Source organism: Listeria sp. Marseille-Q6474 (assembly GCF_946902005.1).
In the GTDB taxonomy this organism is placed as follows: domain Bacteria; phylum Bacillota; class Bacilli; order Lactobacillales; family Listeriaceae; genus Listeria; species Listeria innocua.
On sequence record NZ_CAMPPS010000002.1, the window covers coordinates 368,036 to 388,743 of the forward strand.

Genomic DNA, 20,708 nt, shown 5'->3' on the forward strand with positions numbered 1-20,708 from the left:
GGCGAGACTATTTCAACTAGTCTTGCTGTTTTTTTGCACCTATTTATGATAAAGTAAAAAAGACATTGAAGTAAAGGTTGTGCAAAAACATGAGAGTCATTGCAGGAGAACGAAAAGGACACGCTTTAAAAGCTGTTCCAGGAAACAATACAAGACCAACGACAGATAAAGTAAAAGAATCCTTATTTTCGATTATCGGTCCATTCTTTGATGGCGATATTGTTCTCGACTTATTTGCCGGAAGTGGCGGACTTGGAATCGAAGCACTGAGTCGAGGTGCGGAGCGCGCAGTTTTTATTGACCAAGCGACACTAGCAATTAAAACAATCCGTCAAAATATTGAAGGTTGCCATTTCACAGAGCGCGCAGAAGTATACCGAAATGACGCCGAACGAGCACTCAAATTGCTTCATAAAAACGAGTGGAAATTTGACCTAGTATTCTTAGATCCGCCCTATAAAAAACAACAACTAGAAAAATTACTTATAGCCTTAGAAAAATTAGAGCTAGTTAGTGAAAATGGAAGAATTGTTTGCGAGCATGATAAAGAAGCAGTAATGCCAGATAAAATTGGTAAATTTGAGAAAATCAAATCGGTTTCTTACGGAATTACTGTTTTATCCATATTTGAATTTCAGGAGGCGTAGAAATGGGAAACAAAATTGCTGTTATTCCCGGAACATTTGACCCAATTACAAATGGACATTTAGATATTATTGAACGTGCAGCGAAAATATTCGATGTACTTTACGTATCCGTTTTAAATAATTCGTCTAAAAAACCACTTTTTACCGTAGAAGAGCGAATGGAAATGATTAAACAAGTAACGGCTCATTTACCAAATGTTCACGTGGAAAGTGCGAGTGGATTAACAGTTGATTATGCTGCTAAACGCGGGGCTACTGCTATTGTCAGAGGACTCAGAGCAGTAAGTGATTTTGAGTACGAGATGCAAATAGCTTCGATGAACCGCACACTTAATGCAGACATTGAAACTTTTTTTGTTATGACTAATACGAAATACTCGTTTTTAAGTTCAAGTATGGTAAAAGAAGTGGCGCAGTATCAAGGTGATATTCGTGAACTTGTACCTGAAGTCGTAAACAAAGCGGTAAAAGCAAAATTCAATAAGTAGGAGATGGACAGATAATGCGTAAAGAGTGGAAAAAAATAACGGCGATAGTGCTGTTAATCATTATTATAGCGGGCTTTTTTATTCCGGTTCCGTATTATATTTCAAAACCTGGTGGAACGGAAGAACTTGCACCACTCGTTACGGTAGATGACCATCCAAATAAAAAAGACGGTTCACTCAGCCTAGTTACGATTGCAATGGGAAAAGCTAATATTTATACATATATGACAGCTAAATTCCTGCCATATCATGAATTAGAAAAAGACAGTGATATTAAATACGACAACGAAACAGATGAAGAATACAACGTTCGCCAAATGCAAATGATGAACGAATCAAAAAACAATGCCATCCAAGTCGCATATAAAGCAGCGGACCAAAAAGTCAAAGTTACTTATGATGGTGTATACGTATTAAGTGTAAAAGAGGACGTCCCAGCAGCAGGTATCCTTCATGCGGGAGATTTAATTACTGAAATTGACGGACAATCTTTTAAATCAAGCCAAGAATTTATTGACTACATCCACAGCAAAAAAGTGGGTGACACTGTCAAAATCAAATACAAACATGGCAATAAAAATGAAGAAGCAAGTATTAAACTAACAGCTATCGATAAAAAAGGCACGCCAGGAATTGGTATCACACTAGTGGATGATGAAAAAATCACTGCAGACCCAACTGTGAAAATCGACTCTGAAAAAATCGGCGGACCATCTGCTGGTTTAATGTTCAGTCTAGAAATTTACAGTCGCTTCCAAAAAAATGATTTAACAGATGGCAAAAAAATCGCTGGAACTGGAACGATTGATCCTGATGGAACTGTAGGAAGAATTGGTGGAATTGACCAAAAAGTTGTCGCAGCAGATAAAAGTGGCGCGAAAATCTTCTTTGCTCCGAAAGATCCAATTACAAAAGAAATGAAAAAAAGCGATCCAAGCATTGAAAGCAATTACGATACAGCAGTTAAAACAGCGAAAGACATTGACTCTAAAATGAAAATTGTCCCAGTGAAAACATTCCAAGATGCTGTTGATTATTTAGAAAAACTACAATAAAAAAAGCCGTTTTGTCTGAGTATAGACAAAACGGCTTTTTTCATATTAAAGATATTTCGCAGTTAACGATTGTTTGTTTTTTAATAAATCGAGTGGCGCGCCTTCAAATAGAATTTGCCCACCTGAACTTCCGCCTTCTGGACCAAGGTCGATAATCCAGTCAGCATTTCGAATAATATCAACATTATGTTCAATCACAATCACCGTATTTCCCTTATTTACAAGAGAGTGAATAATAGACAGAATGTGTTCAATGTCTGACATATGAAGCCCAGTTGTTGGTTCATCCATAATGTAAATGGATCCTTTTTTATGGAGCTCATTGGCAAGTTTTAAGCGTTGGCATTCTCCGCCAGAAAGTGTGCTAAGTGCTTGGCCCAGTGTAACATAGCCAATTCCAACTTCTTCCATTGCCGTAATTTTCTTCAAGATTTTTTTATCTGTAAAGAATTCAAGGGCTTCTGAAACGGTTAATTCTAGTACATCACTAATCGATTTTCCATCAAGCTTATACTGTAAAACGGAATCTTGGAATCGTTTGCCATGACAGACTTCACAAGGTGTACGAATCGAGTCCATAAAAGCTAAATCCATCGTTGTAAAGCCAAGGCCTTTACAGTTTTCGCAGGCGCCTTTCGAATTATAACTAAATAGTGAAGGGCTCACATCGTTTTCTTTTCCGAATGCTTTTCTGATTGGATCCATAATGCCCGTATATGTTGCTGGATTGGAGCGGATATTCGCATGAGCAGCGGACTGGTCAATAACAATGGCATCTGGATATTCTTTTAGGAAAACAGAATGAATTAATGTACTCTTCCCAGAACCTGCCACACCAGTTATCACTGTAAGTACTTCTTTTGGAATAGTAGCTTGAATATCTTTTAAGTTAAAACGACTGCTTTTTTCAGTAGATAAAAAGCCTTTTGGTGCGCGTGGTTTATCATTAATTGGCAAGTGGCGATTGAGGAAACGGCCTGTTAAAGTATCCGACTTGAGTAAATCTGGGTAACTTCCAACGAACTGAATCTCACCGCCATGTTTTCCAGCGTGCGGACCTACGTCGACAATATGATCGGCAATTTTGATTACATCAGGATCATGTTCGACGACGAGAATCGTATTTCCTTTATCACGTAATTTAACGAGTAAGTCATTTAAACGATGAACATCACGAGGATGGAGCCCAATACTTGGCTCATCGAAAATGTAAAGCAAGTCAGTTAAGCTACTGTTCAAATGACGAATCATCTTGACGCGTTGTGACTCCCCGCCAGAAAGAGAAGCTGTTTGCCGGTCTAGTGTCATATAACCAAGCCCAATATCAATTAAATGTTGCACCCGTTCTGTTACACTTTTGACCATCGGAGCTGCTACTTGGTCTTTTATGCTAGTAAGTGTTTCTTTGAGTTCATCTAACTGCATCGCGGTATAGTCAGCAATATTCGCGCCGTTTATTTTACAAGATAATGCTTCTTTCGAAAGTCTCGTACCTTCGCAAGTTGTGCACGGGGCAATATGAGTGAATTTATCTACTCGTTTTTTAGTAGAAGCAGACATTTCGCCTTCTTTTTGAATGTAAAGCCGATTGAATTTAGGGATTAAGCCCTCGTATGTTGCGTTCATGCTACCCATTGGTGTTTCTAAAAAGACTTTCACATCTTTCCCGTTTAAAAGCATGTCATATTCTTCTTCGGTATAATCTTTTATTTTTTTGTTCACATCAAAAAAGCCGGAATAAGCATAGGAATTCCAGTACCATGAGTCTACTGAAAACGTCGGAAATAAGATGGCGCCTTCTTTAAGTGATTTATTTGGATCGAGTAATTTGACTAGATCAACAGATACTTTTTGACCAACACCATGGCAGTCAGGGCACATGCCAGCAGGATCATTAAATGAAAATAGATTTGCTGTACCGATACTAGGTTTTCCCACACGCGAGAAAAGTAAGCGCAAAATGGAATTAATATCTGTGATGGTACCAAGGGTGGAGCGGGAGTTACCGCCAAGTCGTTTTTGATCAATAATAACAGAGGTGGAGAGGTTCTCAATTGAATCTGCGTCCGGTTGCGTATACTTCGGTAGGAAATTACGAAGATAAGCGCTGTATGTTTCGTTTAGCTGTCTTTGCGATTCTGTGGCAATAGTTTCAAATACAATAGAAGATTTCCCAGAACCAGATACTCCCGTAAAAATAGTGATTTTTCGTTTTGGTATATCTAGGGAAATGTTCCGGAGATTGTTTTCACGAGCTCCTCTTAATCGAATATATTCTTGTACCATACACATACCTCCTGTTTTTTGAGTCGGACAAACATCTTAGCAAAATAGAACGATGAAAGTCAACCAAAAACCTTGTAAAGTTTTACAAGGTTAGAATTGGTGGAGTATGAAAGTCGCCCGCTTGATAATCTTCTAATCCATTTATTAGCGTATAAATGTCTGTCGCCCGTAAATCTTCTTTTAAAAGACTTGGTTCTGCTTTAGAAACTGTCGTAACAATTGGCAGCGAAATATTTTTTTTATGGAGCGATAAATATTTTTGACCAGCTTTACTCATTCCGAGAACTCGGATGTAGGGCTCTGCTGGAGGCGTATTTTGGGCATTTAATAAAATTTGTAACGCCGTTCGTTGTAATCGTGCGTTGCTGTAACGTTTTGTTTTCATTATTTCAATAAAATCTGAAAAACTATGCGCTTTTTTTGCCGCAAGTTGCATTCGATTTTGAATTCCTTCACTAACACCGCGAATCCCTTCAAGCTCATCCGAATTAGCTTGGATTAAACGAAACTTTAGAAGCGGCCAATAATCTTCAAACGATAAAAATGGTCCGCGATAATTATTTAAAACTTCTATAGAGGAATCGGGAAGGTAGCGACTAGCTTCTTCTAAATTCCCAGCAAGGAGTAACTTTCGAATCGCGGTTGCACTAGCAATATAATCATGGCTTGCTTCCACATCGTGATAGCCGGAATGTTCACGCGGCATCGTTTGAAGTGCAATCGAAGGATTTTGTTTTTGAATAGCGAGTGCGTAGTGGAAACCGAGAATGTTATTAGGCTTAGTGAGATCCAGTAGTTCTTTTCCAAATAAACGTGTAAAAGCTTCTGTATAAGCTCTCGCATACGATGTTTTCTTATCACCTAAAGCAAGCTGAATGGCTTCATTAAAAGCGGCTTCGTTCTCAACAACTGTTTTAGCAGCAGTAGAAAAATCTTCACTAACCCCGTGCTCACTTCCGAAAAAAAGTGTATCTATATGAAGCGCATCTAATAGTCGAATAGACTCTTCTGCAAAAATAGTCGCATGTTGTGTCGCAAACGAAACAGGGAGCTCAATAACCATATCGACGCCAGCTGCAAGGGCCATTTTCGTTCGTTCCCATTTAGGTATAATTGCTGGCTCGCCGCGTTGTACAAAAGAACCACTCATTACCGCAATTACCACATCGCTTTTTGTAAGTTCACGTGCCTTATTTAAATGTAACTGGTGGCCATTATGAAAAGGGTTATATTCGACCACAATTCCAGTTGCTTTCATTTCGGTTCCCTCCTTTAGATAATCTATTTTAGCATAAAATTCAGCCGCTAGTTTCGGTCCCTGAAAAACCATTGACAAAAGCCTTTAAAAAAGCTATAATATTTTGTGTTGCGCTTGGAGTGATGTAGGATGAAATGGTCTATCAGTCAATTGAAAAAATATCGTGACAGCAACTTCACGATTAATGAAAAAGCTGACCTAAAAAAGTTCTTTCAAGAGAACAATATAGACGTTCGTGATGCAAGCCCCGTACAAGTAACTGGGGAACTAATTGTACACCCAGAAGAAGTTACTGCTAACCTTACAATGAAAGGCGAGTGGACACTTCCATGTGCTCGTACACTTGAGGATGTTATTTATCCTTATGAAGTGCATGCGACGGAAACCTTTGTGAAATCCAAAGAACAAGTTCTAGATGAATCTTGGCATGTGATGGAACAGGATATGGTCGATTTAACCCCTGTAGTAGAAGAACTTTTACTAGTTGAAATTCCGATGCAAGTTTTCAGTGAAGACGCACTCGAAATGAGTAAGCTTCCACGAGGCAAAGAATGGGAAATGAAAACAGAAGAAGGTAACCTACTAGAACAAATAGCAAAAGAACCAAAAGTGGATCCTCGTCTTGCGGGATTAGCCGATTTTTTCGATGAGAAAAAAGAAGACTAAACTTCCCCGTGAAGCTGGAATATATTAAGGAATTTATTTTTCTTAGATTAACGATACAAGTACTTAGTTATCGTCAAGGAGGTGTAAGGAAATGGCAGTACCTTTTAGAAGAACTTCAAAAGCCAAAAAGCGTAAGCGTCGTACACACGTTAAACTTCAACTTCCGGGCATGAACGAATGCTCGAATTGCGGCGAATACAGACTTTCCCATCACGTATGTCCAGAATGTGGACAATATGATGGCAAAGATGTAGCAAACAGCTAATATTGTTAAAAACAAGTGACGTTTCACTTGTTGAAGACGAACCTCGAAAGACGCCATGGGTCTTTCGAGGTTTTTGTTTGCGCGCAAAAGTGCAAAGAATCGCCACTTCTGATAAAATAAAAGCATCAACCAATATGGAGCTGAAATCAATGGAAAACCAAATAAATGTTGGGATTATTGGCGCGGGAGCAATGGGACTGTTATACGCAGCTAATTTCGCTGATAAATCTATGCTCACCCTTTTTACACATCGAAAAGAACAAGCGGATTTATTAAATCAAAAAGGAATTTCATTAATAGACAATGAAACAACAAAAAATATACATATTCATGCAGCACAGATTACCGAAGAAGAACAGTTAATTAAACAACAGTTACTAATTATCGCCGTAAAGCAGTATTCCTTAAATGAAATAATACCAATACTTCAAAAACTACCGACAAAAATCCCGATTTTATTCATTCAAAATGGCGCCGGACATCTAGAACGCTTAAGTGAGCTTGGGACAACACGCACGATTTTATTAGGCATTAGCGAGCACGGGGCAGGTCGCGAGGATGATACGACCGTTATTTGGCGCGGACACGGCCGAACAAAATATAGCATTTTCCAAGGAGAACTGAATGACTACCTAAAAGAATTACTAACGTCTAGCCCAGCTTTTCCGATTGAAAAACATGCGAATTATCAAGCAATTATCCAAGAAAAATTATTTATCAATGCAGTGATTAACCCTTTAACAGCGGTACTTGGTGTTCAAAATGGGAAACTTTTAGAAAATCAAGAATGGCATCGTTTGTTAATAAGGGTAGTAAATGAAGTTGAAACTGTCTTACCGATAGAAAATGCATTAGAGAAAGTTGAGACGATTTGCCGAACGACTGCGCTTAACTTTTCTTCGATGGCACTTGACTGTATGAATGAACGTATGACAGAAATTGATGGGATTGTGCTACCAATTTTAGAAAAAGGGGACCAAACAGAAACTTCCCTTCCTACACTTCGGACACTTTACCAGATTATTAAAGGATTGGAAGGAGAACGTCATGTTTGATTGGTTAACTAATTCAACTGCTATTATTATTATTTTACCCGTAGTGGTATTTGTACTTACTTTGTTTTTAGCGCGTTTTAAATTTCGGAAACCGCAACGGAGAATTATGTTGGCAGCGGATTTATCGACAATTTTCTTAATTATCGCGGTACACTTTTTTATGATTGTTATCTTTAACCGTTCGTTTTTACTTTATATTTTGTTGTTTTTATTTATCTTAGGCATCGTTATTGTGGTGTTAGCTGCAAAAAAAGAAGGCGAGATTCAGTTTCGCAAAATCCTTCGTGGTTACTGGAGACTTTGTTTCTTCATTTTCGCCTTACTATATGTCGTTTTTTATTTATATGGCATTATTTATAGTTTGATTTTACTTTTTTAAGCGGTTTTGTTTCAATCCATACTTTACTTAAATCAAAGTAGCCATATGGATTTTCTGCAATACCTTTTATCATGGAATGGAGCGATTGGCTTTTTTCTGGATGATGTAAATAAATTAAATAGTTATTTTCGGTTAGATAACGATCGATATTCGTTTGCAAAGCGTCTCTTTTGGAGGCGCTTTTTTCTAATTTCATTGCATCTAATTTTTTCGAAAGTTCGAGGAGAATACTTGGATTAAGTAGCTGTTGTGGTAAAAGGTAAGGGTTATTTAAGAAATCCAAATAAGCCATCTCGTTATCAGAAGCTGGAATTTCTCCCATCATCATCAAGTCCGTTTCCTCTTTTGGTACATTTGAATAAGAAGCTTCATGATGAGTTATGATTTTTTGCTCAAGCGTAATTCCGAATTGTGCCGCCCGGTCACGAATCCATTTCGATTCTTTTAAAGCGGTAGGATGCTGTGTTGTTGCAAATATGACTTTTTCTCCTTGGTAATTTGCTTCTTTTAATAAGTCGGCAATTTTGTCAGGGTTTTTAATAGGAGCAATCGATTTTTCTGGAAAGTAATTCGAAGCGATTGTGCCGTAATTTTCGAAACCTTGCTCACTAGCTATTTGGCAGTCTATTAGTTGATAAATTGCTTCGCGAAAAGCTGGATGTTGCGGGACGCCTTGCCGATGGGTATTAAAACAAATAAAGTTGACACCGACACCTAGTTTGCGACGTTCAACATAAGCTTTATTTTCCTCGTAATCAACGGAAGTAAACTGCATCGGAATGTTTGTTAAAGTGTCTCCGGTTTGAGCTGTCCAAAATTCTACTCGGTCAAGAAGAGGGCGCTCTAAGAAATAAGCGTCAAATGCTTCTAAGACTAGGCGTTCGTCATTTCGCTCTACTATCCGAAAAGGCCCCGTTGAAATCCATTTGTATTCATCAAAAACCACGTCGCGTGGCAAAATCGCCATATTGGCAGTACATAAATAGCGAATGAAAAAAGGATCTGGCTTGTTTAAATAAATCGTAATGGTAAATTTATTTCCACATTGAATTGCTTTAATTGATTTTAGTTGCCAGGCGCTTACCGAATTTGTTTCCTTCGAACGGAGTAGGGTGTGCTTGACGTCTTCACTATCAAGCATACGCCCATGATGAAATAAAACACTTTTTCGTAAATAAAAAGTCCATTCTGTGTAATCATCGGAAACTTTCCAATTATGGGCAATATGGGGAATGATGGTCTTTTTTTGTTCATCATATTTTACAAGAGTATCACTGATTTGTGTAATTAAAAAAGCTTCCATTGAAACAGAGGTTTGCAGCGGATCAAGCGTAGTAAGTTTGCGCCGGACAATAGAGCGGAGTATTTCTTGCTGATTTTCTGTTACTTGTAAACCAAACATGTGCTGAATTTCAGTAGATATACTCGAAAACCAACTTTTTGGTATTGGTAATTGTAGTAGAAATAATATATCGCTAAATGCATCTTTTGCTAAACTTTGCTCCAAAACTTCCAGAACTTCATCTTCTAATTGTTTCGAAAAAATAAGCCGTGAAACATTTCCGCGACCAAGCCCCGGTAAATAAGTGAGCATGTTCTTTGATTGGTATTGCTGCAATTTTCGCTTGGCATTTTTAGTAGTACAAAACCAAATATCTGCTAAATTATTTAGTTTAAAAGGTACTTCTAAATCTGTAGTTTGTTCATATAAATGCGCGCGCATAGTGAAATAATCTTTGTCCATGAGCCAGCTCCAATCTAAAAGGGGACAATTTATGTTTTTAAATACCCTTTTTATCTTTCTGTTTCCCTTTTATACTAACAGAGAAGTCAGAAAAATTGCAATGGAGGGGATTCCATGTTTAAAGAGTTACATCCAAATATTCGTGCGCGGATATTGATTCAATTTTTAAGTAAAATAATCGGGTCAATGATTTTTCCTTTTATGGCAATTTATTTTTCAATGGAAATTAATAGTAAGGTCGCGGGAATTCTCTTGATGATTAATGTATTGGCGCAGTTTCTTGCGGGTATGTATGGCGGGCATTTGGCGGATATTATTGGTCGTAAAAAACTGATGGTGGCAGGGGAACTTCTTAAAGTATTTGCCTTTCTAGGAATGGTGCTTTGTAATTCGCCGATTTTCCATTCACCATGGATAACGTTTGTGATGCTACTTCTTATTGGTGTGGCGCAAGGACTCATAAATCCTGCTGGAGAAGCGATGTTGATTGATGTAAGTACGCCGGAAAATCGTTCTTTTATGTATTCGGTTAGTTACTGGGCAAATAATTTATCTATGATGATAGGGATTATTGTAGGTGGTTGGTTTTTCGTGGATTACTTATTTCCGTTACTCGTTGCGCTCTTCATTATGTCATTCGTCACTGCATGGCTTACTATAAGCTTGATTTCAGAAACATTAAAGCAAAAAGCAGTGTTAGAAAAAGGATCTTACGGGTTAGTAGGAATGCTTAAAAATTATGGGCAAGTGTTACATGATTACCGTTTTCTTCTATATACTATTGGTGGAATTGCAGTTATGTCGATTGAATTTCAACGGAGCAATTACATTTCCGTACGTTTAGCTGAAGATTTTCAGGCTTTGCTCGTTCATTTCGGTCCACTCGGAAACATTACTCTAAATGGCGTACAAATAGTCAGCGTTTTAACGGCAGTGAATACTTTGTTTATCGTTCTTTTCACAGTTCCGGTTGCAAGGTTCGTAACAAAAAGAGCGCAACAACCTATTATGTACGTTGGGTTTACTTTATTTGCTATAGGTTTTGCGGTGTGTGCTTTTGCGAATAATCTAGCCGTTTTACTACTAGCGACGGCAGTTCTTTCTATTGGAGAGTTGCTTTACGTGCCTACGCGTCAAACGATTTTAGCCGCAATTGTGGACGATAACAGACGCGGGGCATATATGGCGTTTAACGGTATTATTTTCCAAATTGGTAAAATGATTGGTTCAGTGAGCCTTGTATTTGCACCTTTTATTGGTAAGTATGGTATGGCGACTTTTACGATTTTACTAGGGGTTTTAAGTATTGTTTTTTCCGCAACTGCATTAAAATCGGGTTGGAAAAAAGTATTAGCAAAATAGTTTTTAGGTGAGAAGTGGGGAATCCCTCCACCCGGCCCCACAATCATTTTAAAAAAGGAATTGTAGTTAAAATGGCTTTAAATAAGGGTTTGATCATTCTACTTAAATAGTAGAGTGATTTTTTTTTACACTTTTTTAGGTTTTGGGTGGTGCGAAGTGGGGAGATGTGGTAAAGTGGTATTTAGGAAAGTGGGTGAAGTCTAATGTTCATGGGAGAATATCAACATAACATCGATATAAAGGGCAGATTAATTGTGCCAGCTAAATTCCGTGAGCTTTTGGGGGATAATTTTGTTATAACCCGAGGACTTGATAAGTGTTTATTTGCTTATCCACAAGAGGAATGGAAAAAGCTTGAAGAAAAGCTCCAAACCTTACCACTTACTAAGAAAGATGCTCGTTCCTTTACACGTTTCTTCTTTTCCGGTGCGTCTGAATGCGAACTAGACAAACAAGGCCGGATAAATATTCCATCCAACTTACTACAGTATGCGGATTTGGAAAAAGAAACAGTAATTATCGGGGTTTCAAGTCGTATTGAAATTTGGAGTAAATCAGAGTGGGATAATGTCTTTAACGAGGCAGAAGAGTCCTTTGCTGATTTAGCTGAAAATATGATTGGCTTTGATATTTAAGGGGGAATTTGCATGTTTAAGCACGAAACCGTACTACTACATGAAACAGTCGATATGCTTGAAGTAAAACCAGACGGAATCTATGTCGATGCAACACTTGGCGGCGCAGGTCACTCAGAGTATTTACTAAATAAGCTTAATGAACAAGGGCACTTATTTGCTTTTGACCAAGATCAAACAGCAATTGATAATGCAAAAATTAAACTAGCAGAATATAGCGATAGAGTAACTTTTATTAAATCAAATTTCCGCTATATGAAAGAAGCTTTGAACGAGCGCGGAATTGAAGCGGTTGATGGGATTTTATATGATTTAGGTGTTTCTTCCCCTCAATTAGACGAAAGAGAACGCGGCTTTAGTTATCACCAAGATGCAGCGCTTGATATGCGTATGGATCAAGAGCAAGAACTGACGGCGAAAAAAGTTGTTAACGAATGGTCTTACCAAGACTTGATTCGCATCTTTTTCCAATACGGCGAAGAAAAATTCTCTAAACAAATTGCTCGTGAAATCGAACGTCGTCGTGAAGTAAAACCTATTGAAACAACCGGCGAACTAGTAGACATCATCAAAACAGCTATCCCGGCGCCAGCAAGAAGAAAAGGCGGACATCCAGGGAAACGTACTTTTCAAGCAATCCGAATTGCCGTTAACGATGAACTTGGTGCGGTAGAAGATTCTCTTGAAAATGCCTTAACATTATTAAAACCAGGCGGCAGAATTAGCGTAATCACGTTTCATTCATTAGAAGACCGCATAACAAAACACTTATTCCAAGAAGCGACAAAAGGACCAGATTTACCACCAGGTCTTCCAGTCATTCCAGATGAATATAAACCAGATTTCAAACTTGCTACAAGAAAGCCAATCGTACCAAGTGAAGAGGAACTGGAACAAAACAACCGAGCACGTTCTGCAAAATTACGTGTAATCGAAAAAATTATTAAATAGCAGGAGTTGAAAAAATGTGAGCAATGTCGCCTATAAATCAAATCTCGAGCCAAATAGAGTACATAGAGAAGCGGAACAGCCTAAAAAACAAATCCTAAAACGTGGTCAAATGACACTTGGAGAAAAAGTAATCATCACGATTGCGCTTGCGATTGTTTTAGTTGTTGCTTTTCGAATCATCAGTGTACAAGCTCAAATTTATACAGTGAACCAAGAAATTCAAACAAAAGAAACAAAAATTCTCGAACAACAAAAATCAAATGAAGACTTAAAAGTAGAAGTAAAAGATTTAGGAAGATATGAACGTATTTTGAAAATCGCTAAAGAAAAAGGGTTAAAACTTGATGGCGATAATGTGAAAGTGGTAGATGGTCAATGAAACGGCGTATAGGTAACATGAGAAGGGGAGCTCTTGTGCTTTTTATCTTTTTCACAATTCTCTTTCTCTTAGTTTCTGGCCGTTTTCTTTATTTGCAAATTACGGGAGAAGCAAATGGGGTTCCGCTAGCAGCTAAAGCATCTAAACAACATTTAAAAAGCAGTGTTCTCGAAGCAAAACGCGGCTCCATTTTAGATCGAAAAGGAGAAGTGCTAGCAGAGGATACGGCTTCTTACACGATTGCAGCGGTAGTTAGTGATAAATTATCCAAAACAACGAAAAATCCGATGCGAGTAGTTGATGAAGAAAAAACAGCTCGTATTCTTGCAAAATATATTCCTATGGACGAATCTGATATTCTAGATAAACTCAATGAAAAAGGTAAATACCAAGTTGAATTTGGCTCTGCGGGGAAAAATATTTCTACAGAAACAAAAGCTAAAATCGACAAAGAAAATTTACCAGGCATTGAATTTACTCGTCAATCAGAACGTTTCTATCCTAATGGTACTTTCGCGACACAATTAATCGGCTTTGCGCAACAAGAAGAAGAAAAAAACACTACCAAATTAGAAGGTAAAATGGGAATTGAATCCAGCTATAACGATATACTAACAGGCAAAAATGGGAAAATCGATTATAGCACCGACCGAATGGGCTATATTTTGCCTGACTCAAAAAACAAAGTAACAGAAGCAAAAGACGGTAAGGATATTACCTTAACATTGGACAAAAAAATCCAAACCTTTTTAGAAGATACAATGACAACTGTCGATGCAAAATATAAACCGAAAAATATGATGGCCGTAGTTGCAGATCCGAAAACAGGAGAGATTTTGGCAATTAGTCAACGTCCTTCATTTAATCCGGCTGACAGGTCGACAATTACTGGAAACAGTTCGAGCATTTGGCAAGATTTACCAGTAGAATATGCTTATGAACCAGGTTCCGTAATGAAAATCATCTCTTTAGCATCTGCTATTGATAAAAACGTTTATAATCCAAACGAATACTATCAATCAGGTTCCTATAAAGTTGGCGATATCGCAATTCATGACCATAATAATGGGAATGGATGGGGCTCGATTCCATACCGCGAAGGCGTAGAACGTTCAAGTAACGTTGCGTTCGCTAAACTGCTAAACAAAATGGGCACTGATACATTTAAAACCTATTTAGATAAATTTGGTTTTGGCAAGAAAACAGGCATTGCTTTACCAAATGAAACAAAAGGAAAAATTCTTTATAACTACCCGATTGAAAAAGTAACAACTGTCTTCGGTCAAGGGACAACAGTTTCGATGATGCAAATGATTCAAGCCGCATCTGCTATTGCAAGTGACGGCACGATGAAAGAGCCTTATGTGGTTTCAAGCGTCAAAGATACGAATACTGGAGAAGAGACAGAAACAAAAACCAAAATCGCTGGAAAACCAATCAGCGCCGAAACAGCTAAGAAAACTCGAGATGAACTAAAAAATGTTATTAGCGGTCGAAACGGAACAGGTAAACTATATGCGATTCCTGGTTATGATGTAGCTGGTAAAACAGGAACATCACAAATTCCAGATTCAAAAACAGGTAAGTACATGACTGGGGCAGAAAATTATATTTTTTCTTTCTTAGGAATGGCACCTGCTGATAATCCTGAACTCGTGATATATGTGACCATGCAACAACCGCAATTATCTGGTAGCCAAACAGGTGGGGAAGCAGTTTCCGAAGTATTTAATCCTGTAATGAAAAACAGCTTACAATACATGAACATTAAACCGGGCGATGTTGAAAAACTAGCCAGTGAAAAAGTTCCTGTTGTAGCTGAAAAAACAGTAGACGAAGCTAAAAAAGCTGTACAAGACAAAGGGCTTGAACCCGTAGTTGTTGGTAATGGCAAAAAAATTGTTCAACAACTTCCACTAGCAAATAGCGAAATCATGCAAGGACAAAAAGTAATTCTGATGACTGATGGAGATATGACTGCTCCAGATATGGTGAATTGGTCGAAAGTTGACGCGCTAAAAGTCTCAGAAATCACTGGTATTCCTTTTGAGTTTAGTGGAAATGGTTATGTGAAAAGTCAAAGCGTTTCGGCGGGTAGCGTAATCAATAGTGAAACGAAAATGAAAATAACGCTCGCCTCGCCAGAACAAATTGGTGACTTTAACCAAAATCATGACCAAGATACAGCGGAGCAAAATAAAAAAGCGACAGACATTCGAGAAAATGCAGGTATAGGTGATTTACTGAATGAATAATAGGAAGATAGAAGTATGTCAGCTGAGTAAAGTGGCATACTTCTAACTTTAAAAGCAATCTATGTCTTTAGTCGTGGTAGATATACTTTGTTGTTTTTGCTAAGATAGAAAAGGATTCTTTTTGATTTTAGCAAAACTAACAGAAAGAATAAGTTTGAGGAGATGGCAAGAATGAAGTTAAAAGAACTAATGCAAGCTATCCCGGTCTATACTGGAGAAGCAAGTGTAGCAATTGAAGTTAACCAAATTGCGCAAGATAGTAGAAAAGTACAACCGGGTACCTTATTTATTTGTATAGATGGAGAAATAGTGGACGGACATCAGTTCGCTGACCGCGCCGTTCAGCTTGGTGCAGTAGCAATTGTCGCTGAAAAAAAATTAGATGTTTCCGTGCCAGTTCTCTATGTTAGAGATTCTAAACGAGCAATGGCAATGTTAGCGGATTACTTTTATGGTTCTCCAACCCAAGCGTTAAAACTAGTTGGGATTACAGGGACAAATGGTAAAACAACCGTTAGCCATTTAGTAGAACAAATTGTTCGCGAAAACGGCGAGCAAACTGGCTTGATTGGTACGATGTATCGTAAAATTGGCGATGAAATTTTAGAAACAAAAAATACGACGCCAGACAGCCTAACCTTGCAAGAAACTTTTCGCGATATGCTTCTGAGTGGTGTGAGTACAGCAGTAATGGAAGTCTCTTCTCACGCATTAGTTCAGGGCCGCGTATACGGTTCAGATTATGACGTAGCAGTATTTATGAATTTATCTCAAGATCATTTAGATTATCACCATACAATGGAAGAATATGCTTACGCTAAGAGCTTATTGTTCGCGCAGCTTGGTAACAGTTATAACTTGAGTAATCCCAAAATTGCTGTTTTAAATGCAGATGATAAAGAAAGCGTTCGAATGCAAACAGCAACAGCCGCGCACATTATAACTTTTGGGATAAAAGAACCGGCTGATTTTAGCGCATCTAACATTCAAATTACAAGCCATGGCTCAACTTTTGATTTAAAAACACCAGTTGGAGATTTCGCATTAAAAATAAAAATGATTGGAAATTTCAGCGTATATAATGTATTAGCCGCGATTGCTACAAGTTTTGCGCTACGTATTCCAGTTATAAATGCAATTGCAACGGTTGAGAGCATTCCAGGGGTAAAAGGACGTTTTGAGCTCGTAAATGCAGGACAAGATTTTCCAGTAATAGTGGATTATTCTCATACACCTGACAGCTTGTTAAATGTTCTACAAACGATTGATGAATTTGCCGAAAAACGTGTCTTTGTTGTCGTAGGATGTGGTGGTGACCGTGATAAAGGAAAACGACCACAAATGGCAAAAATTGCTGTTGACTATGCGACAAATCCAATTTTTACATCAGATAATCCGCGTAGTGAAGACCCACATGCGATTATTGAAGATATGATTCAAGGTGTTCCAGGGAGCGATTCATACGTTGTTCATGAGAACCGTCGCGATGCCATTCGTTATGCAGTAAATATGGCAGAAGCAGGGGATGTTATTCTGATTGCTGGTAAAGGGCATGAAGATTATCAAGTGATTGGTGATGAGGTTATTGATTTCGATGATCGCGTAGAAGCTCGAATAGCTATTGAAAAAAAACTCGGACTCGCATAAAATATGAAGTGAAGTGCTTTGACAAACAGATTGGGGAGAATTTATTGTGTCTTTATACATGTTAGTATCAACTTTTGCAGTGGCTTTTATCATTACGGTGATAGGTGTCCCACTATTTATACCTTTCTTGGTGAAATTAAAATTTGGCCAAAGTATTCGGGATGAAGGCCCGAAAATGCACGAAAAGAAATCAGGAACACCAACTATGGGTGCGGTTATTTTTATTACTGCCATGCTCATTAGCTTTTTGATTTTTTCATTCATCAGTGGTGAAGTTAGTGCGGCTACTTGGCTACTATTCATTACGCTGGCATTATTTGGCGCATTAGGTTTTCTGGACGACTATATCAAAGTAGTTCAAAAACGTAACTTAGGCCTCACTTCGAAGCAGAAGTTTTTAGGTCAAGTTGCGATTTCGATTTTATTCTATCTGGTATATCATTTTAGTGATTTTGCAGAAACGCTTAAGATTCCATTTACGAATACAGAAATTGATCTCGGGTGGTTCTTCGTTATCTTTATCTTGTTCTGGTTAGTTGGTTTCTCCAATGCAGTTAATTTAACAGATGGTTTAGACGGACTTGTTTCTGGTCTATCTGTTATTGCATTCTCTGCTTTTGGTGTGATTGCTTTTTACCAAGAACAAATGGATGTAGCGATTTTCTGTTTCGCGATTGTAGGCGGAATGCTTGGATTTCTTCTATTTAATAAAAACCCAGCGAAAATTTTCATGGGAGATACTGGTTCACTTGCTCTAGGTGGGAGTATCGCAGCTGTTTCGATTTTAGTGCATCAAGAATGGTTACTACTTTTAATCGGAATTATTTTCGTTATTGAAACTGCATCTGTTATTTTACAAGTATTTTACTTTAAGGCAACGGGAGGAAAACGAATTTTCCGTATGACACCAATTCATCATCATTTCGAACTTGGTGGTTGGTCCGAGTGGCGTGTTGTTTTAACGTTCTGGGGAATCGGATTAATCGGAGCAATTATTTCAGTCTGTGTTGTTATCTTTTAAATAAAGCGCCGTGATTTTTGCGGCAAAAGCGTCTCTAGTTGGCTGTTTTTTACAGAATCTGGTTGGCGCTTTCCGTCGTTTTTGTGAATCTCATAGAATCGACCGCCAATTTTGATATAAATGGGGGAACCAAAGGAAATGAAAAAAATTGAAATGTACCATCACAAAAAAGTGCTTGTTTTAGGTCTTGCAAGAAGTGGTGTTAGCGCGGCAACAATTATGCATAAATTAGGAGCATTCGTCACAGTAAACGATCAAAAACCTTTTAGTGAAAATCCAGAAGCACAAGGATTACTTGAACAAGGGATTAAAGTTATTTGTGGATCGCATCCGATTGAATTATTAGATGAAGGATTTGAACTCGTAATTAAAAACCCGGGGATCCCGTATAACAACCCGATGATTGAAAAAGCTTTAAAACTCAAAATTCCAGTTATTACAGAAGTAGAGTTAGCTTACCAAATTTCTGAAGCGCCGATAGTTGGTATTACTGGAACTAACGGGAAAACTACTACAACAACGATTATTCACCATATGTTAAATGCACACAAAGAAAATAGCTCTTTGCTTGCAGGAAACATCGGTTTTCCGGCATCAGCTGTTGCAGAAAACGCAACAAGCGATCAATATATTTCGATGGAATTATCTTCCTTCCAATTAATGGGTGTACAAACATTTAAGCCACATATTTCTGTAATTACAAATATCTATGAAGCGCATCTAGACTACCATACAGACCGCAGTGAATATGTACAAGCAAAATGGCACATTCAACAAAATCAAACAGCAGACGATTTCTTAGTAATTAATTGGGATCAAGAAGAATTGAAGAATTTAACTAAACAAACAAAGGCACAAGTTATTCCGTTCTCAACAACGCAGCGCTTAGAACAAGGAAGCTACGTCCAAAATGGCAATATTATGTTTGACGATGAAGTAATCGGATCCCGTGATAGCATTTTACTTCCGGGAGAGCATAATTTAGAAAACATTTTAGCATCTGTAGCAGTAGCCAAAACATTAGGTGTGACAAATGAAGAAATTATGTATGTCCTTGAAACATTTAAAGGCGTCGAGCACCGAACTCAATTTGTAGTGGAATGGCAAGGACGTAAATTTTATAACGATTCTAAAGCAACTAATATTCTAGCAACTCAAAGCGCATTGAAAGGTTTTAAAAATCCAGTAGTATTACTTGCTGGAGGACTGGACCGCGGAAACTCGTTCGACGAATTGCTACCATTTTTCAAAAATGTGAAATCACTTATTGTTTTTGGTGAAACGGCAGATAAAATTGGTCGAGTAGGGAAAATTGCAGGAATTGAAGTGCATTATGTGGATGATGTAGAGGCAGCTGTTCCGGTTGCATATCGCGAGTCAGCACCAGGAGATATAATCTTACTTTCACCGGCTTGTGCAAGTTGGGATCAATACCGGACATTCGAAGTTCGCGGAAATGCCTACATGGACGCAATCAGTGAACTAATAGAAGAGGTGGAAAAATGAAAGTAGCAATAAGCGGTGGTGGTACTGGAGGTCACGTTTATCCAGCACTTGCTTTCATCCGAGAATTAAAAAAAGTACATCCAGAAGCGGAATTTTTATACATTGGAACAGAAAAAGGCTTAGAAGCAGGAATCGTTAAACGAGAAGGTATTCCTTTCGAATCAATAGAAATTACCGGGTTTAAACGTTCATTATCTCTTGAAAATATCAAAACAGTCATGCGTTTTCTAAGTGGAGCTAAAAAAAGCAAGCAAATTCTACGGGAATTTAAACCAGATGTCGTAATTGGAACTGGGGGTTATGTTTGCGGTCCTGTGGTTTATGCAGCCGCTAAGCTTAAAATACCTACTTTAATCCATGAACAAAATAGTGTTGCTGGTTTAACAAATAAATTTTTAAGCCGTTACACAGATAAAGTCGCGATTTGTTTTGAAGAAGTAAGTGATTCGTTTGCTTCTGAGAAAATTGTTTTCACTGGAAATCCACGAGCTTCAGAAGTAGTTGGTGTGGACGGTGAAGGCGCACTAGAAGCATATGGTTTAGTTTCAGGAAAACCTACTGTGCTTGTTTTTGGAGGTAGTAGAGGTGCTCGAGGTATAAATGAAGCTGTGGAAGCAATCTTGCCGGAATGGAATAAACGAGATTTTCAATTGTTGTATGTGACAGGTGATGTCCATTTTGAAAAGATAAAAGATTCTTTAGGAGAGATGAATTTAGGGAATCATATTAGTGTTCAACCATTTATTTATGATATGCCTAAGATTTTAAATGCTGTGACACTTGTTGTTTCAAGAGCAGGAGCGACTACAATAGCTGAACTTACAGCGCTTGGGGTGCCAAGTATTTTAATACCTAGCCCTTATGTGACCGCGAATCATCAAGAATATAATGCACGCGCGTTAGAAAAAAATAATGCGGCTGTGGTTATTACCGAGTCTGAATTAAAAGAGACGGATTTAATGGCGACAGTAGATGCTATTTTAACAGATGAAGCAAAATTAAATAGTATGAAATTAAGTGCTAAACAAATGGGGCGCCCAGATGCAGCTCAAAAACTGGTAGAAACAGTCCTTAGTATTATGAAATAAATTGCAGAAGGGGGCGAATAA

At 38.0% G+C, this 20,708-nt stretch carries 19 protein-coding genes; 16 read left to right on the forward strand and 3 right to left on the reverse strand.

Annotated elements, in window-relative coordinates; genetic code table 11:
* Positions 1-89: 89 nt before the first annotated feature.
* From rsmD to OC533_RS12670, 3 genes are read left to right on the forward strand one after another with little or no spacing between them, the layout of a single operon-like run.
* The gene (gene rsmD / locus OC533_RS12660; RefSeq protein ID WP_185482281.1) at positions 90-647 is read left to right on the forward strand and encodes a 16S rRNA (guanine(966)-N(2))-methyltransferase RsmD; all 558 of its coding nucleotides are present in this window, start codon (positions 90-92) and stop codon (positions 645-647) included.
* Between the two features lie 2 nt (positions 648-649).
* Positions 650-1,135: a pantetheine-phosphate adenylyltransferase gene (coaD, locus tag OC533_RS12665; protein ID WP_003767763.1), complete on the forward strand. Its 486-nt coding sequence runs from the start codon at positions 650-652 to the stop codon at positions 1,133-1,135.
* A gap of 14 nt (positions 1,136-1,149) precedes the next feature.
* On the forward strand, positions 1,150-2,190 hold the full coding sequence (locus OC533_RS12670; RefSeq protein WP_010991039.1) for a SepM family pheromone-processing serine protease: 1,041 nt from the start codon (positions 1,150-1,152) through the stop codon (positions 2,188-2,190).
* Between the two features lie 45 nt (positions 2,191-2,235).
* On the opposite strand, the gene OC533_RS12675 is transcribed toward OC533_RS12670, so the two are convergent.
* Both OC533_RS12675 and OC533_RS12680 read right to left on the reverse strand, forming a co-directional pair.
* Positions 2,236-4,476, reverse strand: a complete 2,241-nt coding sequence (locus OC533_RS12675) for an ATP-binding cassette domain-containing protein (protein ID WP_194323610.1) — start codon at positions 4,474-4,476, stop codon at positions 2,236-2,238.
* 82 nt (positions 4,477-4,558) lie between these two features.
* Positions 4,559-5,734: a nucleotidyltransferase gene (locus tag OC533_RS12680; RefSeq protein ID WP_194323611.1), complete on the reverse strand. Its 1,176-nt coding sequence runs from the start codon at positions 5,732-5,734 to the stop codon at positions 4,559-4,561.
* Positions 5,735-5,863: 129 nt separating this feature from the next.
* On the opposite strand from OC533_RS12680, the gene OC533_RS12685 reads away from it, so the two are divergent.
* The 4 genes from OC533_RS12685 to OC533_RS12700 all read left to right on the forward strand — a co-directional run bounded on the left by OC533_RS12685 (position 5,864) and on the right by OC533_RS12700 (position 8,099).
* On the forward strand, positions 5,864-6,400 hold the full coding sequence (locus tag OC533_RS12685) for a YceD family protein (protein ID WP_003769603.1): 537 nt from the start codon (positions 5,864-5,866) through the stop codon (positions 6,398-6,400).
* 91 nt (positions 6,401-6,491) lie between these two features.
* Positions 6,492-6,665 carry a 50S ribosomal protein L32 gene (gene rpmF / locus OC533_RS12690; RefSeq protein ID WP_003726143.1) on the forward strand — a complete coding sequence of 58 codons (174 nt, stop codon included), beginning with the start codon at positions 6,492-6,494 and terminating at the stop codon, positions 6,663-6,665.
* Positions 6,666-6,814: 149 nt separating this feature from the next.
* Entirely contained in the window at positions 6,815-7,720 is a 906-nt protein-coding gene (locus tag OC533_RS12695; protein WP_194323612.1) for a 2-dehydropantoate 2-reductase, read from the forward strand.
* Positions 7,713-8,099, forward strand: coding sequence for a DUF3397 domain-containing protein (locus tag OC533_RS12700; protein ID WP_003769601.1), 387 nt, complete (start codon positions 7,713-7,715; stop codon positions 8,097-8,099). Before OC533_RS12695 ends, OC533_RS12700 begins: the two co-directional genes overlap by 8 nt.
* On the opposite strand, the gene OC533_RS12705 is transcribed toward OC533_RS12700, so the two are convergent.
* Positions 8,071-9,843: an SgrR family transcriptional regulator gene (locus OC533_RS12705; protein WP_194323613.1), complete on the reverse strand. Its 1,773-nt coding sequence runs from the start codon at positions 9,841-9,843 to the stop codon at positions 8,071-8,073. The genes OC533_RS12700 and OC533_RS12705 overlap by 29 nt on opposite strands.
* Positions 9,844-9,957: 114 nt before the next feature.
* Between OC533_RS12705 and OC533_RS12710 the strand changes: the two genes are divergently transcribed.
* From OC533_RS12710 to murG, 9 genes are all read left to right on the forward strand, one after another.
* The gene (locus OC533_RS12710) at positions 9,958-11,205 is read left to right on the forward strand and encodes an MDR family MFS transporter (protein ID WP_185561452.1); all 1,248 of its coding nucleotides are present in this window, start codon (positions 9,958-9,960) and stop codon (positions 11,203-11,205) included.
* Between the two features lie 203 nt (positions 11,206-11,408).
* The gene (gene mraZ / locus OC533_RS12715; protein WP_003763280.1) at positions 11,409-11,840 is read left to right on the forward strand and encodes a division/cell wall cluster transcriptional repressor MraZ; all 432 of its coding nucleotides are present in this window, start codon (positions 11,409-11,411) and stop codon (positions 11,838-11,840) included.
* A 12-nt stretch (positions 11,841-11,852) separates the two neighbouring features.
* Positions 11,853-12,791 carry a 16S rRNA (cytosine(1402)-N(4))-methyltransferase RsmH gene (gene rsmH, locus OC533_RS12720; RefSeq protein ID WP_003769598.1) on the forward strand — a complete coding sequence of 313 codons (939 nt, stop codon included), beginning with the start codon at positions 11,853-11,855 and terminating at the stop codon, positions 12,789-12,791.
* Between the two features lie 16 nt (positions 12,792-12,807).
* Positions 12,808-13,170 (forward strand): cell division protein FtsL, encoded by a 363-nt coding sequence (gene ftsL / locus OC533_RS12725; protein WP_003723754.1) that lies wholly within the window; start codon positions 12,808-12,810, stop codon positions 13,168-13,170.
* Entirely contained in the window at positions 13,167-15,425 is a 2,259-nt protein-coding gene (locus OC533_RS12730; RefSeq protein WP_003769597.1) for a penicillin-binding protein, read from the forward strand. Before ftsL ends, OC533_RS12730 begins: the two co-directional genes overlap by 4 nt.
* Positions 15,426-15,596: 171 nt before the next feature.
* Positions 15,597-17,072, forward strand: coding sequence for a UDP-N-acetylmuramoyl-L-alanyl-D-glutamate--2,6-diaminopimelate ligase (locus OC533_RS12735; protein ID WP_194323614.1), 1,476 nt, complete (start codon positions 15,597-15,599; stop codon positions 17,070-17,072).
* A gap of 46 nt (positions 17,073-17,118) precedes the next feature.
* Positions 17,119-18,093 carry a phospho-N-acetylmuramoyl-pentapeptide-transferase gene (gene mraY, locus OC533_RS12740; protein WP_070753739.1) on the forward strand — a complete coding sequence of 325 codons (975 nt, stop codon included), beginning with the start codon at positions 17,119-17,121 and terminating at the stop codon, positions 18,091-18,093.
* A gap of 138 nt (positions 18,094-18,231) precedes the next feature.
* Positions 18,232-19,599 (forward strand): UDP-N-acetylmuramoyl-L-alanine--D-glutamate ligase, encoded by a 1,368-nt coding sequence (gene murD / locus OC533_RS12745; RefSeq protein ID WP_010991778.1) that lies wholly within the window; start codon positions 18,232-18,234, stop codon positions 19,597-19,599.
* Entirely contained in the window at positions 19,596-20,687 is a 1,092-nt protein-coding gene (murG, locus tag OC533_RS12750) for an undecaprenyldiphospho-muramoylpentapeptide beta-N-acetylglucosaminyltransferase (RefSeq protein WP_262265267.1), read from the forward strand. Before murD ends, murG begins: the two co-directional genes overlap by 4 nt.
* Positions 20,688-20,708 lie beyond the last annotated feature (21 nt).